The sequence below is a fragment of the Arthrobacter sp. 05T47 genome (genome assembly GCF_056395825.1).
Map to the genome: position 1 here is coordinate 159,775 of NZ_JBFTKG010000003.1, position 16,873 is coordinate 176,647.

At 68.1% G+C, this 16,873-nt stretch carries 15 protein-coding genes; 8 read left to right on the top strand and 7 right to left on the bottom strand.

Annotated features, from left to right (window positions below; all coding sequences use genetic code 11):
* Positions 1 to 230: 230 nt before the first annotated feature.
* On the top strand, positions 231 to 488 hold the full coding sequence (locus tag AC1DEY_RS04500; RefSeq protein WP_441408191.1) for a hypothetical protein: 258 nt from the start codon (positions 231 to 233) through the stop codon (positions 486 to 488).
* A gap of 36 nt (positions 489 to 524) precedes the next feature.
* Here the strand turns inward: AC1DEY_RS04500 and AC1DEY_RS04505 are convergent, their stop codons facing one another.
* Positions 525 to 3,206, bottom strand: coding sequence for an ATP-dependent DNA ligase (locus tag AC1DEY_RS04505; protein ID WP_476866932.1), 2,682 nt, complete (start codon positions 3,204 to 3,206; stop codon positions 525 to 527).
* A gap of 40 nt (positions 3,207 to 3,246) precedes the next feature.
* Here AC1DEY_RS04505 and ku point away from each other — a divergent pair, with 40 nt between their 5' ends.
* Entirely contained in the window at positions 3,247 to 4,242 is a 996-nt protein-coding gene (ku, locus tag AC1DEY_RS04510) for a non-homologous end joining protein Ku (protein ID WP_476866933.1), read from the top strand.
* A gap of 32 nt (positions 4,243 to 4,274) precedes the next feature.
* On the opposite strand, the gene AC1DEY_RS04515 is transcribed toward ku, so the two are convergent.
* The 6 genes from AC1DEY_RS04515 to AC1DEY_RS04540 all read right to left on the bottom strand — a co-directional run bounded on the left by AC1DEY_RS04515 (position 4,275) and on the right by AC1DEY_RS04540 (position 9,735).
* Positions 4,275 to 4,562, bottom strand: coding sequence for a DUF7218 family protein (locus AC1DEY_RS04515; protein WP_476866934.1), 288 nt, complete (start codon positions 4,560 to 4,562; stop codon positions 4,275 to 4,277).
* Positions 4,563 to 4,797: 235 nt separating this feature from the next.
* On the bottom strand, positions 4,798 to 5,079 hold the full coding sequence (locus AC1DEY_RS04520) for an HPr family phosphocarrier protein (RefSeq protein ID WP_018774864.1): 282 nt from the start codon (positions 5,077 to 5,079) through the stop codon (positions 4,798 to 4,800).
* Between the two features lie 69 nt (positions 5,080 to 5,148).
* A complete protein-coding gene (locus AC1DEY_RS04525; protein WP_476866935.1) occupies positions 5,149 to 7,230 on the bottom strand; it encodes a PTS fructose transporter subunit IIABC in 2,082 nt (693 codons plus the stop codon).
* A 2-nt stretch (positions 7,231 to 7,232) separates the two neighbouring features.
* Positions 7,233 to 8,219 (bottom strand): 1-phosphofructokinase family hexose kinase, encoded by a 987-nt coding sequence (locus AC1DEY_RS04530; RefSeq protein WP_476866936.1) that lies wholly within the window; start codon positions 8,217 to 8,219, stop codon positions 7,233 to 7,235.
* The gene (locus AC1DEY_RS04535; RefSeq protein ID WP_441408185.1) at positions 8,216 to 9,034 is read right to left on the bottom strand and encodes a DeoR/GlpR family DNA-binding transcription regulator; all 819 of its coding nucleotides are present in this window, start codon (positions 9,032 to 9,034) and stop codon (positions 8,216 to 8,218) included. Before AC1DEY_RS04535 ends, AC1DEY_RS04530 begins: the two co-directional genes overlap by 4 nt.
* Before the next feature lie 437 nt (positions 9,035 to 9,471).
* Entirely contained in the window at positions 9,472 to 9,735 is a 264-nt protein-coding gene (locus tag AC1DEY_RS04540) for a DUF6458 family protein (RefSeq protein WP_390201757.1), read from the bottom strand.
* 270 nt (positions 9,736 to 10,005) lie between these two features.
* On the opposite strand from AC1DEY_RS04540, the gene AC1DEY_RS04545 reads away from it, so the two are divergent.
* The 6 genes from AC1DEY_RS04545 (at position 10,006) to AC1DEY_RS04570 (ending at position 16,821) form a co-directional block, all read left to right on the top strand.
* Positions 10,006 to 10,623 carry an alpha/beta hydrolase gene (locus AC1DEY_RS04545; protein WP_476866937.1) on the top strand — a complete coding sequence of 206 codons (618 nt, stop codon included), beginning with the start codon at positions 10,006 to 10,008 and terminating at the stop codon, positions 10,621 to 10,623.
* A 146-nt stretch (positions 10,624 to 10,769) separates the two neighbouring features.
* Entirely contained in the window at positions 10,770 to 11,816 is a 1,047-nt protein-coding gene (locus tag AC1DEY_RS04550) for a LacI family DNA-binding transcriptional regulator (protein ID WP_476866938.1), read from the top strand.
* 152 nt (positions 11,817 to 11,968) lie between these two features.
* Positions 11,969 to 12,712, top strand: a complete 744-nt coding sequence (locus tag AC1DEY_RS04555; RefSeq protein WP_441408182.1) for an HAD family hydrolase — start codon at positions 11,969 to 11,971, stop codon at positions 12,710 to 12,712.
* Positions 12,713 to 12,771: 59 nt separating this feature from the next.
* Positions 12,772 to 15,102, top strand: a complete 2,331-nt coding sequence (locus tag AC1DEY_RS04560; RefSeq protein WP_476866939.1) for a glycoside hydrolase family 65 protein — start codon at positions 12,772 to 12,774, stop codon at positions 15,100 to 15,102.
* Positions 15,103 to 15,193: 91 nt separating this feature from the next.
* Complete coding sequence (locus tag AC1DEY_RS04565) at positions 15,194 to 16,081, top strand: hypothetical protein (protein WP_476866940.1); 888 nt, start codon at positions 15,194 to 15,196, stop codon at positions 16,079 to 16,081.
* Positions 16,072 to 16,821, top strand: coding sequence for a LamB/YcsF family protein (locus AC1DEY_RS04570; RefSeq protein WP_476866941.1), 750 nt, complete (start codon positions 16,072 to 16,074; stop codon positions 16,819 to 16,821). The genes AC1DEY_RS04565 and AC1DEY_RS04570 overlap by 10 nt, the downstream gene beginning before the upstream one ends.
* Positions 16,822 to 16,873: the final 52 nt, after the last annotated feature.

A 16,873-nucleotide genomic window follows, 5' to 3' on the forward strand; every position in this document is an offset into this window, starting at 1 on the left:
ATCCGCAGAATTCTTTTGCCCGATTTCGCCGCGTGGTTACTGGGAAACGGCGAGGTTCGCGGCGCCGCGGCTAAAAATTTCCGCACCGGCCCCCGCAGGCGCGGGCTTTCGGGCCGGATTCGCGCCGCAGGAGAGCCCGCCACAGCCACTACAGACAACTCATCCCGGCCGTCCTACGATTGATGGACACTTCATTTCAAAGCGGTAATTTACAGCGGAAAGGAAGATCAATGGCGGACCATCAATTCGGAGAAGATATCGAGCCCGAGGTCGCGAGCCATCTCGCGCAATCCATGGCTGAAGCCCCCGGACCGGAGACCCTGCACCATGCTCCCCCCGGGCCGGGCCAGGGACAGCAGTGGCCGGACGGCAGCGGCAAGCAGCGTCACCCCAAGGACCGCGATACCGCCCGCGGGCGGCAGAGCCAGCAGGTGGCCGCCGGGGCCATGCACCGGCAGAGCCGTCCGCAGTTGCCCCACCACGACTAGCCCCATCACAACCGGTCCCGTGGCTAGGTTACGCAGCTAGGGGCCGGGGGCCGGGTCGACCACGACGTCGGCTGGCGCCTTATCCAGGCGCCAGCCGCGCCACACCGGGTGCCTGAGCTTCCCGGTACCGGTCCATTCCCCGAAGGTGACCTCGCCGACCAGTTTTGCGCTCACCCAGTGGGCGTCAGCGGCGTCCGCGCGGGGCACGTCCCGGAACGGGGAGGTCTTCCGTGGCAGGGCATCCAGTTGCTGCCTGAGTTCCTTGAGCTCACGGTCGCTGAAACCGCTGCCCACCCGCCCCACATAACGGAGTTTCGAACCGTCCGGAATCCCCAGCAGCAGCGAGCCCACGGAATCCCCGCGTTCGCCCCTTCCGGGCCGCCAGCCGCCCACCACCACCTCCTGGGTCCGCTCAATCTTGAGCTTGAGCCAGGACCGGCTGCGCTGGCCGACATAGCGCCCGTCCCGGCGCTTGGCCATGACACCCTCCAGCCCCAGCTCAGCGACGCTTTCCAGGATGTGCGAGGCGTCGCCCTCGATCACGCCTGAGAGCTCCACCGGGCCGGCGGAGGGGTGGAAGAACAGCTCGAGCCGGCGCCGGCGCTCGCCGAGCGGCAGGCGCCGCAGGTCCTCGCCGGCCTCGGAGAGCAGATCGAACAGCATCAGCCGCACCGGCGTCGAGGCCTGCGCCTTGCGGACGTCGGCGGCTTTGCTGAGTTTCATCCGTCCTTGAAGAAGGCCGAAGTCGGGCCGGCCGGAGCGTCCGACGGCGATGATCTCGCCATCGGCGACGAAGTCCTGTTCCGGCCAGCGGGACCGGTCCGTCAGTTCGGGGTAGCTCACGGACATGTCGATGCCGTTGCGGCTGATGAGCCGGATGCCCGTGGCGTCGCCGATGACCAGGGCCCGCACGCCGTCCCATTTGAGCTCGAACTGCCAGTCCAGGTCCGGCAGATCCGCCAGGGTCCCGGCGCTGGCAAGCATCGGACTGAACGCGGTCGACGATACAGTCGCGGACGAACTTGTGCCGCCGGTTGTGCTGCCGCCGGCGGCCCTGCCGGTTCCCGGGCCGCCCTCGCCGCGGTCGTGGTCTACGTCGGCTGCGCCCGCCTCGGCTGCGCCCGCCTCGGCTGCGCCTGCCTCGTCGTCGTCGTCCTCCTCGTCGTCGTCGTCCTCCTCGTCGTCGTCCGGTGCGCCGGCTGGGCGCCGGGCTCCCGGATGGTCTTTCGTCGAACCCGGCGGGTCCATCAGGTGGATGAGCCATTGGTCGTTGGCCTGGCCCGTGTGGATCAGGGCGAATCGTTGGGCCCCGCCCAGGCCCCCGCCCTCCGCACCGGTCAGGGTCGCGATGACCTCCTTGCCGGCGACCCACTTTTCGCAGTCATAGGTTCCGTGGTCCCAGATGCTGACTGTCCCGGCACCGTACTGGCCCTTGGGAATGTCGCCCTCGAAGTCGGCATAGTCCATCGGGTGGTCTTCGGTCTGGACCGCGAGGTGGTTGGTGGCCTTGCTGGTCGGAACGCCCCTGGGCAGCGCCCAGGACACCAGCACGCCGTCGCGTTCCAGCCGGAAGTCGTAATGCATCCGCCTGGCGTGGTGCTCCTGGATGACGAACTTCTCCCGCCGCGTCCCGCCGCCGTTTTCGGCGAGGTGACGTTCTGCAGTGAAGGGTTCGGGCGTGCCTGCCTTGTCCCGCTTGGTGCGGTATTCCTCCAGCCGGGGGTCGGTGTCGCCGCCGTCGCCAGCCTGCTCGGGAGGCGTTTCAGCCCCTCCGGCGAGGCGGTCCGCCCGGTGCCCGGCCGCGTGGCCCGCCGCGGCGCCGGCGTCGTGCCGCCCGCCGGAAACCGGAGCAAACGGATCCTTGCCCGCCGCCACGCGCTTCATCACCTCGTGGAAGTCCAACTGGTGCAGGGACGGGGAGCTGAGTTCGCGCCACGTGCGCGGCGCGGCCACAGTGGGCCGGAGCCGGCCGCGCAGCGAGTACGGCACAATCGTGGTCTTGGCGGCGTTGTTCTGGCTCCAGTCGACCAGCACCTTGCCTGTACGGAGCGCCTTTTTCATGTCGCTGACGGCCAGGCCAGGGTGGTCTGCTTCGAGTGAGCGGGCCAGTTCGTGGGCGAATTCGGAAATCTGATCCGAACTCTGGGAGCCGTCCAGTGCCGCGTAGAGGTGGATGCCCTTGCTGCCGCTCGTCACGGGCACGGGGTCGAGGCCCACATCCTGCAGGATGCTGCGTGCCAATTTGGCCACCTCGACACACTCCGCCAGGCCCGCACCTTCGCCCGGGTCCAGGTCCAGCACCAGCCGGTCGGGCGGGAGCGCATTGCCGTGGGAGTCCACCCGCCACTGGGGCACGTGGATCTCCAGGGCCGCGCTCTGGGCCAGCCAGATGAGCGTGGCCGGATCATTGACCAGGGGATATTGGATGGTCCGGTCTTTGTGCGTGATGGCGGCCCGGGGCACCCAGCCGGGGGAATGGTCCAGGTTCTTCTGGAAGAACATCTCGCCGGGAGCGTCGGCTGTCCCGACGCCGTGGACCCAGCGCTTCCGGGTAGCTGGCCGGTTGAGGGATGCCGGGATCAGCACCGGCGCGACGGCGGCGTAGTAGGCAATGACGTCGGCCTTGGTGGTGCCCGTCTCCGGATACATGATTTTTTCCAGGTTGGTGAGCGCCAGTTCGCGTCCGGCCACGCGGACGCGCTCTTTACCGTTGGCCAAAACCCTTCACCTCCGCGCCGCCGTGATGTTCACTTGATCCATGAGAGCCATCTGGAAAGGCGCAATAGCGTTCGGGCTGGTCAACGTGCCGGTGAAGGTCTACAGCGCCACCGAGGACCACGACATCAGCCTCCACCAGGTCCACAACGCCGACGGCGGCCGGATCCGCTACCAGCGCCGGTGCGAGGTCTGCAGCAAGGTAATCGAGTACGAGGACATCGACAGGGCGTATGAGGACGATGGCCGCACGGTGGTCCTGACCCGCGAGGAGCTCAAGTCCATCCCGGCGGAAAACAGCCACGAAATCGAAGTGGTCCAGTTCGTTCCCGCCGACCAGCTCGATCCCATGATGTTTGAGAAAAGCTACTACCTTGAACCGGACTCCAAGTCGCCCAAGGCCTATGTGCTGCTGCGTCGCGCCCTGGAGGACACGGACCGGGTGGCGATTGTGCAGTTCGCGCTCCGGGACAAGACCCGGCTCGGCGCGCTGAGGATTCGCGACGACGTCCTGGTGCTGCAGTCGCTGTTGTGGTCCGACGAGGTCCGCGAGGCCAGCTTCCCCGCCCTCGAGACCTCCATCCGGATTTCGGCGCAGGAACGGGAGATGTCCGCCGCCCTTGTTGACTCGATGGCCTCCGACTTTGAGCCGGACCAGTTCACGGACGAATATCAGGAACAGTTGCGCCAGCTGATCGAGGCGAAGCTGGACAAGGGGGAGTCGCTGGATACGGAGGAGACCTTCGGCGCTCCGGTCGAGACTGGCGAGGGCGAAGTGATCGACCTGATGGAAGCCCTCAAGCGCAGCATCGAGAAAAAGCGCGGAGGGACCGCCGAGGCCCCGGCCAAAGCCTCCGGTCCTGCGGCCAAGGCCGCCCCGAAGGCCGCCCCCAAGACGGCGGCGGCTAAGTCCGCCGTCGCCGATTCGGCCGCCACCAAACGGGCGACTGCCAAGACCGCTACCACCAGGACGGCGTCCACCAAGACCGCAGCGGATTCCAAGGCGCCAGCCGCGAAGACAGCCCGAAAGGGTGCCTGAGGCCGGAATCGGCGAGGCCGCGGCCATCGCGGTCAGGAGTTCCGCAGGGCGGAGATAAGCTCGCTCTTCTTCTTGGCCGAGTAGCCGGTCAGGCCGATCTCCTTGGCTCGTGCCTTCAGTTGCGGCACGGTCCAGTCCTGATAGTCGCCGGCCTTGCCGCCCTTGCGGCCTACCTCGGAACGCCCGCGCTTGGCCGCGGCGTTGGAGACCCTTGCCGCCTTTTGCTTGGAGGCGCCGTCCTCGAGCAGCTTCTCGTAGAGCTCGGGATCCTTGATGCTGGGGCTCTCGGAACCACTCGGTTCACCCTTCTTCGCTGGCATGGCTACGCGTTCATCTCCTTCGGCACGAACACCTCCGAGGCGGCCCGCGGACAGTGCGGCCGCGGATTCCAAACTAGCGGCGCCGCCGGCCGGTGACAAGCACTTACTAAGGCCCCTTACAAAAGTTGCCCTGACGCTCCGCCGGCAGGCAACGCGAAGGCCCGGCCGGCCCCTCATCGGGGGCGGCCGGGCCTTCTACTGCTGCCGGTTTTCCGGCGGGCGCCGGAAGGTGAGGCTATTCGGCGTCGTGATCCGTCTCAAGGATCTGCACGAGGCGGTCCAGTGCCGCGTCGGCGCCTTCGCCCTCGGCACGCAACACCACAACCTCGCCGTGGGAGGCGCCCAGGCTCATCAGCGACAGGATGCTGGCGGCGTCCATGGCCTCGTCCTCCGGTTCGCCCAGGCGGGCGATCGTGATCTCGAGGTTGTCGAACTCGCCTGCAGCCTCGGCGAAGATGGCTGCCGGACGGGCATGCAGCCCAACGCGGCTGGCAATGGTGGCGTTACGTTCGGTCATTTCTGCTCCTTGAAGTCAGCTTGGGTGTATATCAGCTGTGGGTATCTGCTTGAAAAATCGTGCACCGGTTCAGACGGCTACGGGAACCGTTTCCACCGTATCAACCGGCTTCTTGACTGCCCAGCGCTTGAGCGCGATCACTGCGAAGGCACTCACGACGGTACCGGCCGCAATGGCGACGACGAACATCAGGAAGGGATCGATCGCGAAGAAGACGAAGATTCCACCGTGCGGGGCCTTGGACCCCACGCCCGCCGCCATCGAGATGGCGCCGGTCACGGCTCCGCCGAGCATGCTGGCGGGGATGACGCGCAGCGGGTCGGCGGCGGCGAACGGAATCGCGCCTTCGGAGATGAACGAGGCTCCCAGCAGCCAGGCGGCCTTGCCGTTTTCCTGTTCCGCGAGGCTGAAGAGCTTCTTGTTCAGCACGGTCGCAGCCAGTGCCATGGCCAGCGGCGGGACCATGCCGGAGGCCATGACGGCTGCCATGATCTGCCACGGTGCCTGGTTGGTGATCGAGGCGGCACCCAGGCCGGCCACGGCGAAGGAGTAGGCAACCTTGTTGACCGGACCGCCGAGGTCGAAGCACATCATCAGGCCGAGGACAATGCCCAGGGCGATGGCGCTGGCACCGGTCAGGCTGGACAGCCAGTTGTTGAGCCCGACGGTGACCGCGGCGACGTACCTGCCCAGGAAAATGAAGAGCAGGCCGGACGCCGCGATGGACGCCACGAGCGGGATGATAACCACCGGCATGAGGCCGCGCAGCCAGCGGGCCACGGTGAGCTTGCCGATCTCATGTGCCACGTAGCCGGCGATCAGGCCGCCCACGATGCCGCCAAGGAACCCTGCGCCCATGAAGACGGCTACGGCGCCGGACACGAAGCCCGGGGCGATGCCCGGCCGGTCAGCGATGGCGTAGGCGATGTAGCCGGCCAGTGCGGGAACGAGGAAGCCGAGGGACAGAGCGCCGATCTTGAAGAACACGGCACCCAGGAAGGCGCCCAGCGGGCCCCACGCCAGCGCCGGGTAAACGGTGGGCAGGTTGAAGAGGCTGTTTTCCGCCAGGATCTTGTCCGCGAAGGCCGTGATGTCGTAGCCGCCCAGCAGGAAGCCGAGGGCGATCAGCAGACCGCCGCCCGCCACGAACGGGATCATGTAGCTGACACCGGTGAGCAGCGCCTTCTTCAGTTTCGTGCCGATATGTTCGCCCTTTTCCTCGGCGTTGTGTTCGGCCTGGTCCTCCGCGAAGTGCGGGACGCGGCGGGCGTGCGGGTTGTCCGCGGCCGCCAGTGCTTCCGCAACCATCTTGTCCGGTTCGTCAATGCCGCGCTTGACCGGCGCGTTGATCACCGGCATGCCCGCGAAGCGCTCCTTGCCGCGCACATCCACGTCCACGGCGAAGATTACGGCGTCGGCGGCGGCGATCACGGCGGGGTCAAGGGCCTTGGCGCCTGAGGATCCCTGGGTTTCCACCTGCAGGTCCACGCCGACTTCTTTGGCCGCGGCGACGAGCGAGTCGGCGGCCATGTAGGTGTGGGCGATGCCGGTGGGGCAGGCCGTCACCGCGACGAGACGCTTGGGGCCCTTGGCCTTCCCTGCACCTTCCGCACCTGCGCCCGCGGCGGCTCCTGCTGCGGCACCCGCAGCACCCGCGGAAGCGGCCGCAGCGGCTTCGGCAGGGGCGTGGGCGGCCGGCTTGTCCGCCAGGGCGGCTTCGACGAGCTCGACGATCTCCGCCGGGGAGGTCGCGGCGCGCAAGCTGGCTGTGAAGTCCTTCTTGATCAGCGACCGCGCCAGCTTCGAGAGCAGCTTCAGGTGCTCCTGGTCCGCACCTTCAGGGGCGGCGATAAAGAAGATGATGTCCGCGGGGCCGTCCTTGGCGCCGAAGTCCACCGGCTGGGACAGCCGCGCCATCGCTAGCGTGGGTTCGGTGACCGCCGTCGAACGGCAGTGCGGGATAGCGATGCCGCCCGGCACACCCGTGGCGGTCTTCGATTCCCGGGCAAAGGCGTCGGCGAAGAGGCCCTGGGCCTCCGTGGCGCGTCCGGTGCCGGCAACTCTGCCTGCCAGATGCCGGATCACGTCCTCGGGCGAGCTGCCCAGATTCTGGTCGAGCTCGACCAGTTCGGTAGTAATGAGCTGTGTCACTGTCAATCCTTCCGGAGGGCCGTGATGGTTACGGCATCAGGGGTGGTTTGGTTGACTGCCGGGACAGTGGAGCCAGGCAGGGAAGCGGCGGCGGCACCATGGGCCACCGCCTGTCGGAGACAATCGACCGGGGCGGCGCCCTGGCTGGATGCGAGCAGGTATCCGGCCAGCGACGAATCGCCGGCGCCGACAGTGCTGACCGCGGTGACCGGCGGATGCGTGGCCAGCCACGCGCCGTCGGCCGTCACAAGAACGGCACCCTTTGAGCCGAGGGTGGCCAGTACAGCACCCACTCCGGAGCGCACGACGGCGGAGGCGGCCGCTGCTGCAGCCTCCGGGTCCGCTTCTAGCTCCTCGGCGGATTTGTTCGTGGCGAACCCGGCTGCTGCAGCCAGTTCCACCAGTTCCTCGGCGTTGGGCTTCAAGAGGTCCGGCTTGCCCGAGGTATCGCCGGAGACCGCTGCGGCGAGGGGTTCGCCGGATGAGTCGACGGCGACCCGTGGTGCGGCCTCGCCGTCGAACATGGAGCGCAGCCGCCGGGTGACGGTCGCGTAGAAGTCGGCGGGAACCCCGGGTGGGAGCGAGCCGGCAAGGACCACCCAGGCGGCGCCGCGGGCGTGGTCCAGCAGGAGGCTGATCAGGGCTTCCTGCTGGTCCCCGCTGAGGACCGGTCCGGGTTCGTTGATCTTGGTGGTGACGCCGCCGGGCTCGGTGAGGGCCACGTTGCTGCGCAGCGGCTCGCCGATCGGGAGGGCCGCGAACGGCACCTCGGTCTCCCGAAGGCCGTTCAGGACCGGGTCGGCCTCGGCGCCGGGGAGGACGGCGATTGTCTTCAGCCCCGAGGCGACCAGGGCGCGGGAGACGTTGACTCCCTTGCCTCCGGATTCCTGGCGGACGGAGATGGCCCGCTGGACTTCGCCGCGGAGGAGGGGGCCGGGCAGCGCTACGGTGCGGTCCAGGCTGGGGTTGGCGGTGAGGGTGACAATCACGCGACCACCACCTCCACTCCGGCTTCCGCAAGGGCGTCGGCGAGTTCCCGGCTGGGTTGCGTGTCTGTGATCACGGTGTCCAGATCTTTCAACGAGGCGAACTGGACAAGCGTCTCCGCGTCCAGCTTGGAGGAATCAACCAGCACCACAATGCGGCGGGCTGATTGGACGAAGGCAGCCTTGACCGCGGCTTCTTCAGGATCGGGTGTGCTCAGCCCGAAGGCTGCATGAATGCCGTTGGTGCCGATAAAGGCGATGTCCGGGCGGATCCGGCGGGCGGCCTCCACGGTGGACTGGCCGACGGCGGCCTGGGTCAGGCCGCGGACCTTGCCGCCGAGCAGGTGCAGTGCGATGCCGGGCTCGCCGGACAGGCGGGACGCGATGGGCAGGGAGTGGGTGATGACGACGAGTTCGGCGTCGGCCCCGGACGCCGGCAGGCTGCCCGACGCGGCGGCTCCGGCGGCCCGGGCGGACAGGAGTTCGGCGAGGGCCTCCGTGGTGGAACCGGCGTCGATCAGGATGCTGCCGGTGAGGCCCGGGGGCATGAGGGCCAGGGCGGCCTCGGCAATGCGGATCTTCTCGGGCTGCCGCTGCACGGTCCGCTCGAGGATGCTTTCTTCGGTGGTGCTGAAGCGGTCTGCCGAGACGGCGCCGCCGTGAACCCGGCGCACGCTGCCCGCGGCTTCCAGTGCGGCGAGGTCCCGGCGGACAGTTTCGGTGGTGATGCTGAAGCGCTCGGCCAGGTCGGTGACGCTGGCGCGGCCGCTGGCGGAGATGAGCCCCACGATCAGCTGCTGGCGTTCTTCGGCGAACACTTACCCTCCATTGCGTACTGCGTCTGTCCCGGTTATTGCCGTAGTGCCGGAGCGTTGGTTCTGCGGAACGTGCTGCCGCGGGATTCGCCCCTGCCGCTTCGGTGACTCCCGTCACATGAAGTGGAATTGTTTGACTTTATCTTCGTTCGTGTTGGTTTGTCAATGAAAAACCACACGAACGCAGAAATCTGTTTCCCGGGGCCGGGGGGCATGTCCAGTGGCGGGGCGGGGAGTGGCGGGCTGGGTGCTGGGTGACATGTCCAGTGGTGGGGCCGGGGAATGGGCAGGTTGGGGTTATGTCCATTGCTGGCCGCGGGGGCTGGGCATGTGCCGTGCCCAGGGCGTGGCTTAAATGGCGGAAGCCGGGACCGGGCAGGAGGCCCGGCCCGGCTTCCGGGTCGTCGAATTCCACGCTGCGACGGGAGCGCGGGTGGGGCTCAGATGCCCGCGTCGCGGCTCTCATTGCGAGTGATGGTCTCGCCGGTGTTGGGGTCCACAACCGTCCGGCTTTCGCTGACCCGGCGCGTGCGGCCGCGTCCGGGGGAGGCGAGGACAAGGGACGCGATCAGTCCAATCACGCCGACCGCCATGAGGATGTAGCCGATCATGGCCTGGTTAACGTTGGGAATCAGCCCGGGAGCGACGGCCCAGGCGAGGATCGCGCCGATGGCAATGAGGAAGATTGCGGAACCGATTCTCATAACGTGCTCCTTGGTGCCCCCGGGGGCCGATTTGGTGATGATAAGCATGCTGTCCAGCGTCACGCTACAACCCCGCCCCCGCCGATTCAATGAAACGGCCTCCGGCTGGCCGGGATTTCCGCACCGATTCCAGACATCCGCCCCGGTTTCGGACGGCCGCGCCGCGGATCCGGGGGCGGAAGTCCGTTTCCGCCGCGGAACCCGGGGGCCAGGGATCCCGCGCCGGACCTGCTGCGCGGAGGGCGCGGCCGCGCTGGATAGGCTGTGCCCATGGAGACGGTCGTCTGGTCAAAACCCGAACACGAACGCGCCGGCACGCCGCTGCTGGTGATGCTGCACGGATACGGCACTGACGAGTCCCGGATGTCCAAGCTGTTCAGCGCCCTGCCGCCGGAGTTCAGCTGCGCCGCCCTGCGCGGGCCCAAGGACATTGGGGACCACCACGGCTGGTTCCTGCTGGACTACTTCCTTACCCACGACTTCGCCGATGTCATCGCCTCCACGAACGCGGTTTTCGCGTGGATCGAGTCGGTCAAGGCCCGGCACAGCAGCGTCAGCCTGTTCGGATTTTCGCAGGGGATGGCCATGGCCAGCACGCTTCTGCGGCTCCGGCCGGAACAGTTCCGCGCGGTGGTCGGGCTCTCGGGCTTTGTCCTGGACAACGAACTGCTGGCCATGAGCGAATCCTTCACCTCCCGGCCACCGTTCTTCTGGGGCAGGGACAAGGGGGACGTCGTTATCAACGACGCCGCCACCGAACACACCGAGGAGTGGCTGGAGCGGAACACCCAGCTGACGGCCCGGACCTACCCCGGCATGGGGCATTCGATTTCGAAGGCCGAACTTATCGACGTCAGCGCCTTCCTGCGGCACTACATCCTGCACTGACCTGCAAGGACCTGCGTCCCCGCGCCGGCTCCCGCGCTGCTCAGGCGCCGGATCATCCACTTGCATGCCTAATTTGTAAGCGTTTACAATCGACCTCGGCCATGAACACCGGGCCCACTACTTCGGGGGGAGAAAGGGCTGAGCCCGTGCCGCAGGCCAAGACCCCGCGCGTCACCATCCAGGACGTCGCCGCACTCTCCGGGCTCTCCATTTGCACCGTATCCCGGGCGCTCCGCCAGCTTCCCAACGTCTCCGCGCAGGCCAAGGCGCGGGTCGGCGACGCGGCGGCCCAGCTGGGCTACAAAGCCTCGTCGGCAGCCTCCCGGTTGGCCGGCGGCAACACCGGCTCCGTGGCCATCATCGCGCCGTCCGCCACGGCATGGTTCTTCGCCCGGGCTGTGGAAGCTGCCGAGGAAGTCTTCGCAGACAGCGGCTATGACACCGTCCTGATCAGCCTCCGGAACCGGCCCAGCGTGCAGCAGAAGCTTTTCGGCGACCTCGCGGCCCTGGCGCAGCGCGTGGACGGCGTACTGCTGCTCAACATCGCCCTCGGTGAGGCCGACATGTCCGCGCTCGCCGCGTCGGGGCTCGCCGTGGCCAGCGTCGGGATGCACGGCGTGCCGTGGGACAACGTGGGCATCGACAACGCCGAAGCCGCCCGCACCGCCACCAACCACCTGTTGGATTTGGGCCACAGAGACCTTGCCATCCTCGCCGGCAGCGAGACCGGGGCGCCCTCCCTGGTGACCGCCGGCGAGCGGCGGCGCGGCTTCGAGCTGGCCCTGGCCGGCCGCGGCCTCGCGGTTGATCCGGACCTCGTGCTCGACGCCGGCTCCAGCATCGAAGGCGGCCGGCTGGCCATGGTGGAGCTCGTGGAAAACCGTGGAATGCCGTCCGCGATCTTCGCCGGGTGCGACGAAACAGCCTTCGGTGCCCTTATGGCCCTGAGGGAGCTCGGTTTGTCAGCGCCGGAAAACGTGTCCATCATAGGAATAGACGATCATCAGATGAGTTGGTTCCTGGGCTTGACCACAATTGCCCAGCCGGTGGCCGACCAGGGCGCTTTCGCGGCCAACCTGCTGATTGACAGACTTCATCGCTCGGGACTTCCCAATCCACCGCTTGCCAGCCCGCCGTCGAACCATGTGCTGGACACCAAACTGGTGGAGCGCTCGAGCACCGGCCGCCGTTGATTCTGGCGGCGCCCGCCGCGGAACGGCCCAAACAGGGCAGCGACCACCACGGCCGCCGTCGCGCCGGAAAATGATGCCTTGACCTACAGCCCCAAACCACAGCTTTGAACAAAACCCTCTTGCCTGCCCGTCGTCTGAAAGGACTTTGACTCATGACTGCAGCACCCGACACCTCCGGCCTCGCCGGTGCGCTCTCCGGCGCCTCCGCCATCCTTTTTGATCTCGACGGCGTACTGACGCCCACCGCGGTGGTGCACGAGCAAGCCTGGAAGCAGCTCTTCGACGGCTACCTGGCCTCGGTCCCCGGGGCGGCGCCGTACAGCGAGAGCGACTACTTCGACCACATCGACGGCAAGCCGCGGTTCGACGGAGTCCGGGACTTCCTGGCCTCCCGCGGAATCGTGCTGCCCGAGGGTCCGGCAGATGACGAGCCGGCGCATGAGACCGTCCATGGACTGGGCAACCGCAAGAACAAGGTCTTCAACGACATCGTGGAGGCCGGCGGAGTCCAGCCCTACGAGGGCTCCGTCCGGCTGGTCGACGCCGCGCTGGCCCGCGGACTCAAACTCGCCGTCGTCTCCTCCTCCCGCAATGCCCCGGCCGTGCTCAAGGCTGCCGGGCTGTCCGATTACTTCCCCGTCGTCGTTGACGGCGTTGTCGCGGTCGCCCAGGGGCTGCCCGGCAAGCCCAGCCCGGCCACCTACGAATATGCCGCCCGGCTCCTGGACCTTCCGAGCCAGGACTGCGTCGTGGTGGAGGACGCCGTCTCCGGCGTCCAGGCAGGCAGCGCGGGAGACTTCCGCTCGGTGATCGGCGTCGACCGTGGCGCCGGCCGCCAGACCCTGCTCGACGCCGGTGCCACGGTAGTGGTCAACGACCTCGCCGAACTGCTCTAGCCCGGCGCACCGCCGCCCACCAGCACTGCCCACACCCGCCGAAGGAACCCCCCCAAACCATGGCTCTCATCACCTCGGACCGCGCCCGGTTCCCCAACAATCCCTGGCAGCTGGTCGAAACCGTCCATCTGCCCGGCAACGCCGGCACCCTGGAGACCCTGTTCAGCCTCGGCAACGGGCACCTGGGCATCCGCGGCGCGCACTGGGGCGCCGCCGACGCCGAACTTCCCGGCAGCTTCATCAACGGCTTCCACGAAACCTGGGACATCAAGCACGCGGAAAACGCCTACGGCTTCGCCCGCACCGGGCAGCGGATCCTCTACGTCCCGGACGCCAACAACTTCACCGTCATCATCGACGGCGAGCCGCTGAGTCTGGAGGAGTCCACCGTGCTGGACTACCGCCGCAGCGTGGACTTCGCCACCGGAATCTACGAGTGCCGGATCACCTGGCAGTGCCGCTCCGGCGCCACCGTCACCACCACCGAACGCCGTGCGGTGGGCTACGAATCCCGCGGCGCGCTCGGCATTTCGCTCGAACTCGTCGCCGACAGGGATATCTCCGCGGATGTCACGTCCTCGGTCATCAACCGCCAGGACCAGCCGGTGGAGGACCACTCCGCCCACGATCCGCGCCGCGCCGGCCGGCACGCCGGGCGGGTGCTGCTGCCCTTACGGCTCGACGGCGGGGACGGCTCACTGCGACTGTCCTGGGAAGCCTCGGAATCCAAGCAGCGGCTCGGGATGGCCGTGGACCACTGGACCTCGGCCGATGTGCAGCCGTTCGACACCCAGGTGGACCAGGACGACAGCAGCGTCCGCTACGTCCTCGCCGTCAGCGCGGACGCACCGTTCGTGCTGGAGAAGAGCGTCAGCTACGCCGTGGGCCAGGCCGTCGAGGACCTCGCGGACAGCGCCGAAGCCGGCCTCAAACCGGTCAGCGAAATCTTCACCCAGAGCGAGGACCACTACCGCGCCTACTGGAGCACCAGCGACATCGTGGTGGCCGGCCAGCCCGAACTGCAGCAGGGCGTCCGCTGGAACCTCTTCCAGCTCGCCCAGGCCACGGCCTGCGCCGATGTGGCCGGCATCCCGGCCAAGGGCGTGTCCGGCTCCGGCTATGACGGACACTACTTCTGGGACCAGGAAGTGTACCTCCTGCCCTACCTGACCTACACGAACCCGGGCAACGCCCGCCAGGTCCTCGAATTCCGCCACAACCTCCTGCCCGAGGCGAAGATCCGCGCCAAGGAGCTCAGCGTGGACGGCGCCCTCTTCCCCTGGCGCACCATCAACGGGCTCGAGGCCAGCGCCTACTACGCGGCCGGCACCGCGCAGTTCCACATCGCCGCCGCGATCGCCTTCGCGACCAACCGGTACATCTGGGCCAGCGGGGACAGTGAATTCCACGAAACCCTGGGCTCCGAGCTGCTGATCGAAACCGCGCGCATGTGGGTGTCCCTGGGCTTCTTCGGCAAGGACGGGCTCTTCCACATCCACGGCGTCACGGGCCCGGACGAATACACCGCGGTGGTCAACGACAACCTCTATACTAACGTCATGGCCCGCTTCAACCTCCGGGCCGCCGCCGCGCTGGACCACCCCGAGATCGGCGACGCCGAGCGCGAGCTCTGGGAACAAGCCGCCACCCGCATGCACATGCCCTATGACGAGGACCTCCAGGTCCACTCCCAGGACAACGACTTCATGACCCTGGAGCCGTGGGACTGGGCCACGCCCCGGTCAGAGTACCCGCTCCTGCTGCACTTCCACCCGCTGGTGATCTACCGGCACCAGGTCCTGAAGCAGGCCGACACCGTGCTGGCCATGTTCCTGCAGTGGCAGGACTTCACGGCCGAGGAAAAGCGCCGCGCCTTTGATTTCTACGACCCCATCACCACCGGCGACTCCACCCTGTCCGCCTGCGTCCAGGGCATCATGGCCGCCGAGGTCGGCTACGGCAAGGCCGCGCTGGACCACTTCACCCACGCCCTGTTCATCGACCTCGACGACACCCACGGCAACACGATCGACGGCGTCCACATCGCCTCCACCGGCGGGGTGTGGAGCTCGCTGGTCAGCGGCTTTGCCGGGCTCCGGGACCAGGGCGCGGTACCGTACTTCGATCCGCGCCTGCCTGCCGAATGGGACGGACTCGAATTCCACCTGAAGATCCAGGGCCGACTCCTGCACATTGGGCTGGAGCAGGGATCGATCACCCTGACCGTCCGCGACGGCGCACCGCTGGAAGTCGACGTGCGCGGGGAACTGCTCACCGTCGACGCCGGCCCGGTCCGCGTCGCGCTGGCGCCCGTAACGGCACCCGAGCCCACCATCTTCCCCAGCGGCCTTCCGACGGCGTCGATCCCGGTGGTGCGCGCCGCAGTCTGAGGCGCCCCAACGGGCCGGAGGGAACCCGGCATGCCCGGGCCGTGCCCTAGTGTTAAGTGAACTTACTTTCCGGTTCCGACGAGAGGCGATCATGGCCAAGCGCAGCAACCCGGCAATCAAGGTTGCCCAGCAGACAGCCCACAGCGCGATGTTCGACGCCGCGGGCCGGCCCCGGCCCGGGCTCCACAAGGTGCTCCTGCGGGCCGTTGAAATCCAGCGGCCACTGGTGCTGGCCAACATCCGCAGGCTCCAGCGCAGGCACCCGCAGGCCACGGCGGCGCAGCTCGCAGCCATCCTGGAGCGCGACTACCTGCTGGCCGTCACCGGCGGCGGGGCCCTGGTAGGCGGAGCGGCCGTCATCCCGGGCGTCGGAACTGCCGCCGCCCTCGGCCTGTCGGCCGCCGCGGCCGTCGGGTTCCTCGAAGCCACCGCCCTGTTCTCCACGGCGCTTGCGGAACTGCATGGCGTGAGGATGGTTGATCCGGACCGGGCCAGCACGCTGGTCATGGCGATCATGCTGGGCGAGGAAGGAACCGAGCTTCTGAGCTCGTTGAGCGGGCAAGTAGCCGGCCGCGGCAGGGGGCCGTCCCAGGCCTGGACCGCGGCTTTCACCCGCAGTGTCCCCTTCGCCGGCTTCGGCGCGGTGCGCGCCAAGATCCAGACGATGTTCCTGCGCTCCCTGCTCAAGACCCAGGGCACAGCCTGGCTGGGCCGCGCGCTGCCCTTTGGCATCGGCGCCGTCGTCGGCGGCGTCGGCAACCGGGTCATGGGCCACGCCGTCGTCGCGAATGCCCGCGAAGCGTTCGGCCCCATGCCGGACACCATTCCCGGAGAGTTGCGTGCCCTCGCGAAGACCACCGGGCCGCTGGCGCTCTACGACACTGAACCGGACCCGGCCCCGGGCCCGCCGGTGGTGACGCCGCCAGACAGCGGCGCCCCGAAGGCTACAACGAAGGATGGCGGCACGTTTTGGATCTGAACGCAGACCTGGGGGAGTCCTTCGGGACCTGGACCAAGGGCGAGGATGCGGCGATGTTCCCACTCGTCACGAGCGCCAGCGTGGCCTGCGGGATGCACGCCGGCGACCCCGTGACCATGCTGGACACCTGCCGGGCCGCCTACGAGCTTGACGTCAAGGTCGGCGCCCACCTTGGTTACCCGGATCTGGCCGGCTTCGGCCTGCGCTCGCTGGAGATGACCTTTGATGATCTGTTCGGCGCGGTGCTGTACCAGCTCGGCGCGCTCGACGGCGTGGCCCATGCCGTTGGTGCCTCGGTGGACTACGTCAAGCTGCACGGGGCGCTCTATGACCGCACCGTGCGCGACCCCGAGCAGGCCTCCGCCGTGATCGCCGCCATCCAGGCCTACGATCCCGGGCTGCCCGTCCTGGGTTTCCCCGGCTCGGCGTTGCTGGACATCGCACGGGAGGCCGGGCACCCCGTCTTCGCCGAGGCCTTCGCCGACCGCGCCTATCTCCCGGACGGGACCCTGGTGCCGCGGGCTGAGGAGGGTGCCGTGCTGCTCGACGCCGGCGAGGTCACCGAGCGGGCGGTCCGGCTCGCGACCAAGGGTGAGGTCGTGGCGGTGGACAGCTCCGTGATCACGGTGCGGGCAGATTCGCTGTGCCTGCACGCGGACACCCCCGGCTCCGTCAGCGTGGCCGCCGCCGTGCGGGCCGGGCTGACGGCTGCCGGCGTGGAGCTCGAGAGCTTCGCCTGAGCACTGAACATGCAGCACTGAACATGCAGGACTGAAAATTGGACGCCCGAAT